This window comes from Cystobacter fuscus, assembly GCF_002305875.1.
Lineage (GTDB): Bacteria > Myxococcota > Myxococcia > Myxococcales > Myxococcaceae > Cystobacter > Cystobacter fuscus_A.
Window position 1 is genome coordinate 1,433,873 of sequence record NZ_CP022098.1, and the last position, 12,455, is coordinate 1,446,327.

The following is a 12,455-nucleotide window of genomic DNA, read 5'->3' on the forward strand; positions in this document are numbered from 1 at the left end:
CGGAGTGGGGCGGCGAGCCTCTTGCCTCCCGCGGTCCACCCGCTCACGCCGCGGGAGTGAGCTGGGCCCGCTCCAGGCTGCGCCGCAGGCGATCTCGCATCACGTTGGGCATCGTCTCGGCGCGGCGCAGGGCCTCCTCCAGGATGAGCCGCGCCTGCGCCCGCTCGCCCCGCCGCAGCCAGTCCAGGCCCCGCAGCTCCAGCACCTCCAGCGGCTCCTGCTCCACCGAGAATTCATTGGAGCGCGCGAGCAGCGCGTCCCACTCCTCGGCGCCCGCGTCGCGCGTGGCCAGCTCCACCAGGGAGAAGATGACTTCCTCCGAGGGGGTGAACTCCGCGCCGCTCTGCTTCAGCGTCCGGCGGATGTCCATGAGCAGCTCGCGCGCCTGGGCGTCCTGGCCGGTATACGCGAGCGAGCGCGCCTGCAGCAGCAGGGCCCAGGGCCGCGGGGCCATCTCCGGGTGGTGCCGCTCCAGCTCGATGGCGCGGGCGATGTGGGGGGCCGCTTCCTGCGTGTTGCCCGCCTGGTAGAGCAGCTCGCCCATGTTGTGCTCGGCGAAGTACTCCCAGCCCACCATGCCCAGCTCGCGCCCCAGTTGCATGAAGCGCTCCTGGTCCTGCATCGCGCCCTGGAAGTCGTCGCGCGCCACCCACAGGTTGCGGCGGTTGCAGATGGCGCTGCCCAGGTGCAGCCGATCGCCACGCTCGGTGCACGCGGCGATGACCTCCTCGAAGAGCTGCTCGGCCTCGTCGATGCGGCCGATGTTGGGCAGGATGACGCCGAGCAGCAACTGCGCCACGATCCGAGACTCGTAGCCCGCGTCCCCGAGCTTCCGGGCTCGCTCGGCCGCTTCCTGCAGCGGCTCGCAGCATTCCTCCCAGCGACCATTGCGGAACTGCGCACGCCCCGCGCCCAGCAGCAGCCGCACCTGCAAGAGCGGCGATTGGTGGTTGCCGGCGTCGGCCATCTGCTGGGCCGCGTACACGCGCTCCTCCGAGCGCGCGTAGTCGTTGATCCAGTCGTAGGCCATGGCCTCTTCCAGCATCAGGTCCACCTCGGCGGCGGAGTCGCCGATCTCCCGCGCCAGCTCACGCGCCCCGGCGAAGTCCGCCAGCGAGTCCTCGTAGCGCCCCACGCGGTAGCGCATGAGCCCCCGGCCCCGCAGCACGGTGAGCCGCCGGCGCCGATCCCCGCTGTCGAGCAGCTCCAGGGCGCGCGTATAGGTGGACTCGGCCTCGATGTAGGCGTGCCGGCCGCGCGCGGACTCGGCCAGGTCGATGTAGAGCGCGGCCGCCTCGTCGTGCAGGCCCGCGGCGGCGGCGTGCAGGGCCAGACGCGGCAGGCGTTGACGCTCGGCGGCGCCCGCCGCGCTGGAGTAGTAGCGGAAGGCGGCGCTGTGGATGCGCTCGCGGTCCGCCTCGGGCAGCGAGCGCTCCACGGTGACGCGCAACAGCTCGTTGCGGAAACTCAGCCCCTCCTGGCGGTGGGACACGAGCAGCCCCAGGTCCACCAGCCGGCGCGTGGCGTGGCGGGGATCCAACGGGAAGTCCGTCTCCTCCAGCTTGGACACCACGCCCTCGGCCTCGGCGGCGGTGAAGTCCGGACCGAGCAGGGCGCACAGGCGCGCATGCGCCGCGAGCTCCGCGGGCAGCGCTCCCAGCTCGCGATCCGCCAGCCAGTCCACCAGCCGCATCTCCGGCATGCGCTCCAGCTCGTCGGTGGCCAGGAACCAGCTCCCGCCACTGGCGCGCTGGCGCACGAGCCCCTGGCGCTTGAGGCCGCGCACCAGCTCCACGAGGAACAGGGGGACACGCTGGGCACGCTCGGTCAGACGCTCCAGCGCGGCCGCGGGGACGTTCTCCACCGGGCGCAGCAGCGTGCGGCATAGCTCCATGGCGCTCGGGGGCGCCAGGGCCCCCAGGGGCAGCACGTGCCGGCGCGCGGCGCGCGTGCCCCACGAGGGGCGGATGCGCTCGAAGCCCGGCCGCGCGAACACGCAGATCCACAGGGGCAGGCGCGACTCGGCGAGCGCGGCGTATTCCAGCGCGTCCAGCGCCGTCTCCTCGGCGTACTGCGCGTCGTCGAGGATGAGGCACAGCCGCTGGCGGCGGGCGCGCGCGGCCAGCAGCTCGCCCGTGGCGCGCATGGCCAGCGTGCGCAGCGCACCGGGGGCCGCGGCCCAGTTCTGCAGTCCGGCGGCACCCGGCGCGAGCCAGCCCAGGGTGGAGGCCACGCCGGGCCACAGCTCCTGGGCCAGCGCGGGGCCGAGCAGCTCCGTGCAGGTGGCGCGCCCTTCCGTCTCCGAGCCCGTCAGCTCCTGCTCGTTGCGGAAGCCGTAGAGCGCGCCGCGCAGCAGCATGCGCAGGGTGCCCTCGGGGTCTCCCTGCACGGGCTCGCGGGCGCGCCACGTGGCGATGCGCGTGTGGGTCAGCGACATGTGGAGCTGTTGGGCGAGCGCGGCGCTCAGGTGCGTCTTGCCGTGGCCGCGGTCGCCCAGCACCGTGACGAGCGTGGGCGCTCCATCCACCAGCGCCCGGCCCGCGCTCTCGAGCAGCTCGGTCAGCTCGTTGCCCCGGCCCACCAGCACCCCGCTGCCGTGCTGGAGGATGGTGACGTCCTCGGGCCCCGGGCTGGTGGACGCGATGCGGAAGATGCCGTCGCGCTCCGTCACGGGCTCGCACCGCAGATCCGGCAGGGCCTCCACCGCCGCGCCGGTGAGCAACAGCGCCGAGGTGTCCTGGTCCCTCGGGTAGCGGTCCTGGCGCGCGAAGATGGGGCTGAGGTAGCGCGCGGGGCCTCCGGCGCGGCGCTGCACCGTCACGGTGACCACGTCCACCAGCGCGGCGGGGGCGAGGTTCTGCAGGGCGAGCCCCTCGGCGGCCTGGCGGGCGCGCTGCACGGGGTTTTCGCCCGCGTCCGGATCGAATGCGCCCGCGAAGCGTGTGCCGTCGTGGAAGACCATCTGTCCGCCGAAGCTGGCCAGTGCCCTCTGCACGGTGACGGGATTGGCGCCCGAGCGGAAGAAGAGCACCGCCACCGAGCGCCGCACGCCCGCGGACGGGGAGGCGGCGGGCCTGTCCACCGTGGGCACGAGCAGCTGCACGGGACTGGGAGGCTTCTCGGCCTGTGTCAGGGCCTCCTGGAGTTCGCGCCGCAGGTCGGCCACGGAGTCGGGGCGGAACCTGCGCTCCTTGGCGAGGCAGCGCAGCACGAGCTGCTCGAGGGGCGCCGGTATCGGGGCCAGCTCCGAGGGCCGCAGGGGTCGGCGCGACAGGTGCGCCTGGATGACGTCCACCGAGGTGCCGAAGAAGGGCGGCCGTCCGGTGAGCATCTCGTAGAAGAGCACGCCGAGCGCATAGAGGTCCGAGCGGGCGTCGAGGCCGTGGGGACCCGCGCACTGCTCGGGGGACATGTACTCGGCGGTGCCGGCGAAGGACAGGCCCAGGGGGGGCGTGGCGTCGTCTGGGGAGGCGGTGACGATGAGGTCGCCCGCGGGCCGCGCGAGGCCGAAGTCGAAGAAGCCCGCGGTGTGCGTCGTGTCGTCGAGGAAGATGTTCTCGGGCTTGAGATCCCCGTGCAGGAAGCCCCGCTCATGCACCACCGCGAGCGCGTCGAGCAGCGCGCGCGCCCGGGGGGTGAACTCGGCCAGGGGCATGGGGCCCGCCCGCTGCGCCATGCGCTGGGCGAGGGTGGGCCAGGGGATGAACTGCATGACGAGGTAGGCGGCCCCATCGGGCAGCACCCCCGTGTGGTGCACGGCGGGCACGGTGGGCGGGCCGATGGCGCGCATCACCTGGGCCTCGCGCTCGAGCTGGGCGCGCGCCTGGGGAATCTCGGGGTGGGCGACCTTGATGGCCACGCGCTCGCCATCGGACTCGCGCCGGGCGGAGTAGACCGAGCCGAACCCTCCGCGAGCGATCTCCTTTTCCAGGAGATAGCCGGCGATGTGACGCCATGGCGCCGCCCGGCCGTCCCCCCCGTGGGGTGAGTCGGTCGGGGTTGCTCCTCGGGGACAATGCGCGTGGGCCCCCTCCCAACGCTGTCCGCATGTCACGCACCGCGGCACGTCCGGGAGTCTACCACCCTCTGGGCGATCCTCCTCCAAATGACCCCGGATGGTGGACACCGTCTCATTCCCCGGTACATCCCCTTTGTTCAGCGTGCGCCATCACTGCACTTCAACGCGAGGGTTCTGGCCTTCGGACCCATACGCTGAGTGGAAGGGGGCCGCCCTGTTTCACATGCGGGAGGGGGGCCCCGACTGTCCTAGCGCTGGGTGGAGCGGCGCGCGAGCGCGTGTGCCGTCTTGCGGCGGCGGCTGACCAGGACGAGCAGGCTCACCATGCCGGCGAGGAGCAGGGGCGTGCCGCCGGTGGCCGAGGCACCACCGCAGCTCTGGGGCTGCAGGCCGTCCTCGTAGGGGTTCGGCGAGCCAGGCACCAGGCCGGAGGTTCCCGGGGAGCTGCCCGAGGAGGGACCCTGGGTGACGGCGCCGCCGTTGTTCGACTCATCGGGCGGGCCGCTGGTCGGATCGTCCATGTCGGGGGCGGCGTCGATCGGCTGCTCCGGCGCGGAGGGATCCACCTGGGGCTCCTGGGTGGCCACGGCGGGCAGCACGTCTTCCAGGGCCGTGCTCTGCACGAAACCGTCATGGTAGACGATGCCCTCCGGCTTGATGGAGGCGTCCCGGTACAGGCCCATCTTGAGGTAGTTGCGCTGGCTGCCGAACTGCGTGGCCATGTACGTCTTGGGCAGCACCACCTTGCCATCGTGGTACAGCTCGATGAAGCCGACCTTCTTGTCGGAGGACCACTTCACGTGGAGGATGAAGTCGTTCCAGTGATCGCGCTGCATGGGCGACGTCCAGACGACCTTGCCGCTGCTGCCACCCACCCGCAGGTTCAGCCGATCATTGACCACGTAGAGCTCGAGCGGGGGGGAGCCGCTGTGGCCTTCCTGGTGCCACTGGGTGAACAGCGCCCACTTGGGCGAGCTCGGAAAGCTGGCGGGGAAGAGCGTGCTCCACTTGTAGAAGTATTCGGAGCCCGGGGTTTCCCGGCTCAGATAGACCAGTTCGTTGCGGTTGCCGCTGGCCTTGATGGGATTGTCCCCCTGGCGCACGGTGGTCTTCAACGCGTAACGACCCTCGCGCACCGGCGAGGTCACCACCAACAGGCGGTTCGAGGACACGCTCTGCTCGGCGTCCCACTGAGAGAGATTTCCGGTTTCGAGGTCGCCCTTCCAGACGACGGAGGCCGAGGCCAGGGTGGGCACCAGCAGCGCGAGGGCGGCAACGTTCAGCAGTCGCTTCAATCTGTGTCCTTTCGTCGTTGGGACCACAAGGACAAGCGACTTGCTTTTTAACTTCCCAATGACGTGTCCCCGTCATCCCCCCGATGGGAAATCGAGGCTGGCTCGCCTGCCCAGGAAGGAGCCCCCCGAGGGCCCTGGAGCAGGCCCTCGGGGTGAGCAGTCATTGAGACGAGAGGTTTCAGGCGTTTAGCGCCGCGGCGTGGTGCCGCAGGTGGTCCGCCATGAAGGTCGAAACGAAGTAATAACCGTGGTCATACCCGTCCTGGGAGCGGAGTGTCAGGGGCTGCCCCGCCTGCTCGCAGGCAGCGCGCAACAATTCGGGCTTGAGCTGCTCCGCGAGGAATTTGTCGTTCGTGCCCTGGTCCACGAGCAAGGGGGGAACGCGCGCCCCGCCGCGCAGCAATTCCGTGGCATCCCAGGCGCGCCACGCCTCGGTGTCCGGTCCGAGGTAGGTGCCAAAGGCCTTCTGTCCCCAGGGGCAGCGCATGGGCGCGCTGATGGGGGCGAAGGCGGACACGGAGCGGTAGCGGCCCGGCTGGCGCAGCGCGCAGACGAGCGCGCCATGGCCTCCCATGGAGTGGCCGAAAATCCCCTCGCGGTCCATCCGGGCGGGGAAGTGCTTGCCCACCAGCTCGGGCAGCTCCCGGGTGACATAGCTGTACATGCGGAAGCGCGAGGCCCAGGGCACCTGGGTGGCATCCAGGTAGAAGCCGGCGGCGGTGCCCACTTCCCAGTCCACGTCTTCCTTGGGAATGCCTGTCTGGCGCGGGCTGGTGTCGGGCACCACCAGCATCAAGCCCAGCTCGGCGGCGAGCCGCTGTGCACCGCCCTTGATGAGGAAGGTGTCCTCGGTGCACGTGAGGCCGGAGAGGTAGTAGAGGACCGGTACCTTGCCCGCCTGGGCCTGGGGCGGCAGGTAGACGGCGAAGCGCATCTCGCCGCCGCACTCCTGGGACGTGTGCTTGTAGAAGCCGACGGAGCCGCCGAAGCAGCGGTTCTCGGCGTGGGGTTTCAGGGCGTCCATGGCTAGTACTTCACCACCGTGCGGATGGACTCGCCCTTGTGCATCAGGTCGAAGCCCTCGTTGATGCGCTCCAGGGGCAGGGTGTGGGTGACGAGGTCATCCACGTTGATCTTCTTGTCCATGTACCAGTCGACGATGCGGGGCACGTCGGTGCGGCCGCGAGCGCCGCCGAACGCGCTGCCCTTCCACACGCGTCCGGTGACGAGCTGGAAGGGCCGGGTGCTGATCTCCTGCCCGGAGGCGGCCACGCCGATGATGATGCTCTCGCCCCAGCCGCGGTGGCAGCACTCGAGCGCCTGGCGCATGGTGTTCACGTTGCCGATGCACTCGAAGCTGTAGTCGGCGCCGCCACCGGTGAGGTTGACGAGGTAGGGCACGAGCTCCGCCGCGGGCATGTCCGCCGGGTTGACGAAGTGCGTGAGGCCGAACTTCTCGGCCATGGCGCGCCGGCCGGGGTTCAGGTCCACGCCGACGATCTGATCCGCGCCCACCATGCGGCACGCCTGCACCACGTTGAGCCCGATGCCGCCCAGGCCGAAGACGACCACCCGCGCGCCCGCCTCCACCTTGGCCGTGTAGACGACGGCGCCCACGCCCGTGGTCACCCCGCAGCCGATGTAGCAGACCTTGTCGAAGGGCGCGTCCTCGCGGATCTTCGCCACGGCGATCTCCGGCAGCACCGTGTACTGCGCGAACGTGGACGTGCCCATGTAGTGGTGGATGGGCTCCTTGCCGAGCCGGAAGCGGCTGGTGCCATCCGGCATGAGCCCCTTGCCCTGGGTGGCGCGGATGGCCGTGCACAGGTTCGTCTTGCGCGACAGGCACGACTTACACTGGCGGCACTCGGGCGTGTAGAGCGGGATGACGTGGTCCCCCTTCTTCACCGAGGTGACGCCCGGGCCCACGTCCACCACGATGCCCGCGCCCTCGTGGCCGAGGATGCTGGGAAACAGGCCCTCGGGATCCTTGCCGGACAGCGTGTACGCGTCCGTGTGGCAGATGCCCGTCGCCTTGAGCTCGATGAGCACCTCGCCCGCCTTGGGTCCTTCGAGATGCACCGTCTCGATGCGCAGGGGCTTGCCGGGTTCGAACGCGATGGCGGCCTTGATGTCCATGGTGATGCCTCGTGGGTTGGGGGAGCTGTAGCGCGACGTGGCGGAGCGTAACGGAGCAGTGCGCGGCCTCCGCCAGAGATCTTCTTCATCGGCCGAAGAATTGCGCTTGCCGCGCGGCGCGGTAACACAGGCGGTACGCATGAGAGGTGAAGTCAACAGAGGACGGCGAAGCACGGGGCCCGGCGGGACGCGGCTCCTCGTGGCCTCGTTGTGTCTCTCCCTGTTGGCTTCCGGTTGCGCGAGTGTGGACACCTCGCTCGACGCGCTCTCCTTCTACTTGGAGGAGAACATCCCGCACACGCACGGTCCGGCCCCCAGGCCCCCCGCTCCCGCGCGGAACACCGTGTCACCCCAGCGCTCCGCCCGTGTCCGGGGAGTGCTCCTGGTGGGCCTCGCGGTCCGCCCGGAGGTTCCACCGCCCCCCGCGGTGAAGCCGGGGCTCCCGCTGTCCGCTCCCCGCCCGGAGGTGTCCCCTCCGGCGCTGGCAGGAAGAACCGAGCACCCGTGGGTACACCAGGTGCTCCCCTCCTCTAGAGGGAATGACGCGCATGTGCTCCGTGAGGCGGTTGCCGGAGTCATGCGGGTGGAGCGAACAGTTCGCCGCGGGCAGGTGAGCATGCCCGGAGTCGTTCGCGGCAGGGAGAGTGTGTCGCCAAGGCCCTTCGTCACGGCGTCTTCGCTGACGAGCGGCCTCTCTCGAAGTTCGGGTGGTGTGCCGCCCGGCCAGGTCCTCGCACGGGGAGCGCCCGGCGTCTCGCGGGGACTCGAGTACGCTCGTGGGCCTGGTGTGCCTTCCCCCGAGGGAGGGGGAGGGCGAGCCCGACAGCTCGTTTCCGGGGGTGCTGCCGGAAGGCGAGGGTCCGCCCATGCGGGCGGGTTCGGGCTCCTCCCACCAGGAGGGGCCCTGGCGATACGGGTGAAGGGAGCAACAGGGGCCGGTCCTCCGCGCCCCGAGCACTCGTACGCCTTCGCCCGGCGTGGACGACTGACGCGTCCATCTCCAGGAGCGGGGACGTTGGTGGGCGTGCCTCTGGTGGGGCAAGCCGGGCAATACCATGAGCGTGTCCGAGATGGAGGGGAGCGCCACGCTCGAGTCCATCACCCGGACCACCGCGTCCACCGTCCGCGGGGGGACCACGCCGTGAACCGTGCTCGCCGAGCGCTCGTCGGCCTCGCCAGCCTGGGAACCAGTGCGCCCTCCGGGAGTGGAGGGCCTGAGCCCGCTCGTGCTCAACACCTCGAGGACCGAGGCGGAGGTCGAAGCGGGCGAGCCTTACCGCGCCAGGGTGGACGCGGTGTGGAACATCACTCGTCCGCCGGCACGTCGTAGCGCGGCGTCAGGTCGACCACGTGCATCGTGAGCAGGTGGTAGATGATGACGTTGCTCACCCAGAAGAAGATGGCCGGGACGCTCACGTACACGAGCGCCGCGCCGGGCCAGACGTGCAGGTGCTTGCCGGTGAGCGCCACGGCCATGAAGCCGCCGATCCACTCTCCCACCCAGCACACCACCGAGCCGATGCAGACGCGCGACCAAGCCTTCATCTGCCGGGGGTGGAACCAGTAGTAGTGCATCGTCCACATCAGGAAGACCGAGCCCACCCACAGCACCATGCTCCCGAAGGAGAACCAGCCGTAGGGGGAGTCCGGGTACAGCCAGCCGTAGGTCCCGTTCACCGCCTTCCAGGCCTGGTTCTGGGCCAGCTCGAGCAGCCACAGCAGCGGCGCCACATAGAGGATCTGCGTGGCGAGCACCCGGGCGTAGACGCCAAACGACCGGTGGGGGGTGGTTTGAGTCAGCGCAATCGCGTTCGCGTTCATGGTGGTCTCCCGTCAACGGAGCGGTGTCGTGGGAGCCCACTGATTGCCTTGACTGGGGGGATGACTGCTTTCCTACGACCGCCAACCGCTTCCACCAGGGCGCCAACCCATGAATATTCTGTCAGGGCGGGCGTTGGCGGCCGGGCTCGTGCCACCCTTCGATAGGAGCGTTCCATGGCCTCGTCACCCCCTCGTAACATGACCGACTACGAAGCCACCTGGCGTGGCTTCCGGTGGAACCGCCCGGAATTCTTCAACTTCGCCGCGGACGTCACCGACCGCTGGGCCCGGGAGCGCCCCGAGGCCCTGGCGCTGCAATGGAGCGACGAGGGCGGGGCGGAGCGGAGCTTCACCTGGAGTGAGGTGCGGCGGCACTCGCTGCATGCGGCGCGCTTCCTGACGGGCCTGGGCCTGCGCAAGGGCGAGCGCGTCTTCGTGATGATGCCGCGGGTGCCGGAGTGGTGGTTCCTGGTGCTCGGGTGCATCCGCGCGGGCATCGTCTTCATGCCGGGCACCCCCATGCTCACCCCCAAGGACGTGCGCTACCGGCTGGAGGCCGCGGGAGCCCACGGCGTCATCGCGGACGCGAGCTGCCTGGACCGGTTCGAGGGGCTCGCGGGCACGGGCGCCGTGAGGCATTGGGTGTCCGTGGGGTCGGCGCCCTCTCCCTGGGTGGCGTACTCGTCCGAGGCGGCGCCGGAGGACGCGTCCGGCGACTCCTTCGAGCGCACGCGGGCGGATGATCCGATGCTGCTCTACTTCACGTCGGGCACCACGGGCATGCCCAAGCGGGTGCAGCACACGCAGGCCAGCTATGGCCTGGGGCACGAGGTGACGGGCCGCTACTGGTTGGACCTGACGCCGGAGGACCGGCACCTGACGCTGTCGGACACGGGGTGGGCCAAGTGCGCCTGGGGCAAGCTCTTCGGTCCGTGGAGCCAGGGCGCGTGCAACGTGGTGTACGACTTCCGGGGCCGCTTCGACCCCGAGCGCTTCCTGAGGATGCTCGAGCGGCAGCGGGTGACGACGTTCTGCGCGCCGCCCACGGCATGGCGGGCGCTCGTGCAGAAGGACCTGTCCGCGTATGACCTGTCCGCGCTGCGGCACGTGGCGAGCGCGGGCGAGCCGCTCAACCCCGAGGTCATCGACACCTGGAAGCAGGCCACGGGGCTGACCATCCGCGAGGGTTACGGCCAGACGGAATCGGTGGTGGTGGTGGGCATGTTCTCCTGCCTGGAGCCGCGCGTGGGCTCCATGGGCAAGCCCACGCCGGGCTTCGTCGTGTCGGTCATCGACGACGCGGGCCGGGAGGTGCCCTCGGGGCAGGAGGGCGACATCGCGGTGCGGGTGAAGCCGGAGCGGCCCGTGGGGCTCTTCGACGGCTACCTCGAGGACGACGCGGCGAACGAGACGGCGTTCCGCGGCGACTGGTACGTGACGGGCGACCGGGCGGTGAAGGACGCGGACGGCTACTTCTGGTTCGTGGGCCGGCGCGACGACGTCGTCAAGACATCCGGCTACCGCGTGGGGCCCTTCGAGGTGGAGTCGGCGCTGCTGGAGCACGCGGCCGTGGTGGAGTCGGCCGTGGTGGGCGTGCCGGACGAGCGCCTGGGACAGCGCCTCAAGGCCTACGTGGTGCTCGCGCCGGGCTTCACGGGCTCGGAGGCGCTCGCGAGCGAGTTGCAGGAGCACGTCAAGCGCACGACGGCGCCCTACAAGTACCCGCGCGAGATTGAATTCGTCACCGAGCTGCCCAAGACGGTGAGCGGGAAGATCCGCCGCAACGAGCTGAGGGCCCTGGCCCTGGGCCGGCCCCCCGCGAAGGACTGAGGGCCCGTCCACGGCTCAAGCGGAGTGCGCGTCGTGCTCCTCGCGGTTGAGGGACTCGGGGAGGAGCGCGTTGGCGAGCAGGCCCACGAGCGCGGCCAGGGCCATGCCGTGCAACTCCAGGTGCACCTCGCCGAGCGTCACCGGCACCTTGGCGCCTCCCAGGCCCAGCACGAGGATGAGGCTCACCACGATGAGGTTGCGGCTGTGGGCGAAGTCGATCCGCGCCTCGGACAGGGTGCGGATGCCCACCGAGGCGATCATCCCGAAGAGCAGGATGCTCACGCCGCCCAGCACGCCCGGAGGGAAGCTCTGGAACACGGCGGCCAGCTTGGGTGACAGGCCGAAGAGCATGGCGAAGACGGCGGCGATCCGGATGACGGCCGGGTCATAGACGCGCGTGACGGCGAGCACGCCCGTGTTCTCCGCGTAGGTGGTGGCGGCGGGCCCCCCGAGCACGGCGGAGGCCATGTTGGCGATGCCATCGGCGAACAGGGTGCGGGGCAGGCCGGGCGACTCGAGGAAGTTCTTGCCCACCACGCGGCCGTTCACGATGACGTCGCCGATGTGCTCGATGAAGGTGACGAGCGCCACCGGGGCGAGCACGAAGATGGCCGTCCACGAGAAGTGGGGAGCGTGGAAGGGGGGCAGGCCCACCCAGGCGGCGTCGCGGATGGCGTCGAGCCTGGCGGGCTCCACACCGCCGAGCACCAGCGCCGTCCCGTAGCCGGTGACCACGCCGATGAGGATGGGGATCATCTTGAAGAGGCCGCGGGCGAAGACGCTGGTGAGGATGGCGGCCAGCAGCGTGACGAGCGCCAGTCCCCAGTGGCTCTGGGCCTGGTTGATGGCGACCCCGGCGAGGCTCAGTCCGATGACGATGATGACGGGGCCGGTGACGATGGGGGGAAACACCTTCTGGATGCGGCTCACGCCCACGGCCTTCACCGCGGCGGAGAAGACGACGTACATGGCGCCCGCGACGACGAGGCCGCCTCCCACGGCGGCGGGGCCCTCGGCCTTCATCACCGCGATGATGGGGGCGATGAAGGCGAAGCTGCTGCCCAGGAAGATGGGGACGCCCAGGCCCGTGAGGGCATGGAAGAGCAGGGTGCCGAGTCCGGCGCCGAACAGGGCGACGCTCGGATTGAGGCCCGTGAGCAGGGGCACCAGCACGGTGGCGCCGAACATGGCGATGGTGTGCTGGAGGCCGAGGACGACCTTCTTCTGGAGCGGCAGAGGGGGCATGGACCTCCGGCTTAGCTCACCGGGCCCGATTCGCCATCTCCTGGACTATCGGTAGTTGATGCTGACGAAGACGATGTCGCCCTGTCTGGCCGGCTCGTGTCCGAGGT

At 70.4% G+C, this 12,455-nt stretch carries 7 protein-coding genes; 1 reads left to right on the forward strand and 6 read right to left on the reverse strand.

Annotated features, from left to right (window positions below):
• Positions 1 to 43: 43 nt before the first annotated feature.
• From CYFUS_RS06060 to CYFUS_RS06080, 5 genes are all read right to left on the reverse strand, one after another.
• Positions 44 to 4,066, reverse strand: coding sequence for a serine/threonine-protein kinase PknK (locus CYFUS_RS06060; protein WP_232537397.1), 4,023 nt, complete (start codon positions 4,064 to 4,066; stop codon positions 44 to 46).
• Between the two features lie 200 nt (positions 4,067 to 4,266).
• Positions 4,267 to 5,313 (reverse strand): polysaccharide lyase, encoded by a 1,047-nt coding sequence (locus CYFUS_RS06065; protein WP_095984368.1) that lies wholly within the window; start codon positions 5,311 to 5,313, stop codon positions 4,267 to 4,269.
• A 178-nt stretch (positions 5,314 to 5,491) separates the two neighbouring features.
• Positions 5,492 to 6,337: an S-formylglutathione hydrolase gene (fghA, locus tag CYFUS_RS06070; protein ID WP_095984369.1), complete on the reverse strand. Its 846-nt coding sequence runs from the start codon at positions 6,335 to 6,337 to the stop codon at positions 5,492 to 5,494.
• 2 nt (positions 6,338 to 6,339) lie between these two features.
• Positions 6,340 to 7,452 carry an S-(hydroxymethyl)glutathione dehydrogenase/class III alcohol dehydrogenase gene (locus CYFUS_RS06075; RefSeq protein ID WP_095984370.1) on the reverse strand — a complete coding sequence of 371 codons (1,113 nt, stop codon included), beginning with the start codon at positions 7,450 to 7,452 and terminating at the stop codon, positions 6,340 to 6,342.
• Between the two features lie 1,305 nt (positions 7,453 to 8,757).
• A complete protein-coding gene (locus tag CYFUS_RS06080) occupies positions 8,758 to 9,273 on the reverse strand; it encodes a hypothetical protein (RefSeq protein WP_095984371.1) in 516 nt (171 codons plus the stop codon).
• Between the two features lie 174 nt (positions 9,274 to 9,447).
• Between CYFUS_RS06080 and CYFUS_RS06085 the strand changes: the two genes are divergently transcribed.
• A complete protein-coding gene (locus CYFUS_RS06085) occupies positions 9,448 to 11,103 on the forward strand; it encodes an acyl-CoA synthetase (RefSeq protein ID WP_198316471.1) in 1,656 nt (551 codons plus the stop codon).
• 15 nt (positions 11,104 to 11,118) lie between these two features.
• Here the strand turns inward: CYFUS_RS06085 and CYFUS_RS06090 are convergent, their stop codons facing one another.
• Positions 11,119 to 12,348, reverse strand: coding sequence for a uracil-xanthine permease family protein (locus CYFUS_RS06090; protein ID WP_095984373.1), 1,230 nt, complete (start codon positions 12,346 to 12,348; stop codon positions 11,119 to 11,121).
• Positions 12,349 to 12,455: the final 107 nt, after the last annotated feature.

What these genes read in the sequence shown, in the direction of transcription:
- fghA (WP_095984369.1), bottom strand. Translation starts at nt 6,337, where the DNA reads ATGGACGCCCTGAAACCCCACGCCGAGAACCGCTGCTTCGGCGGCTCC.
- CYFUS_RS06075 (WP_095984370.1), bottom strand. Translation starts at nt 7,452, where the DNA reads ATGGACATCAAGGCCGCCATCGCGTTCGAACCCGGCAAGCCCCTGCGC.
- CYFUS_RS06080 (WP_095984371.1), bottom strand. Translation starts at nt 9,273, where the DNA reads ATGAACGCGAACGCGATTGCGCTGACTCAAACCACCCCCCACCGGTCG.
- CYFUS_RS06085 (WP_198316471.1), top strand. Translation starts at nt 9,448, where the DNA reads ATGGCCTCGTCACCCCCTCGTAACATGACCGACTACGAAGCCACCTGG.
- CYFUS_RS06090 (WP_095984373.1), bottom strand. Translation starts at nt 12,348, where the DNA reads ATGCCCCCTCTGCCGCTCCAGAAGAAGGTCGTCCTCGGCCTCCAGCAC.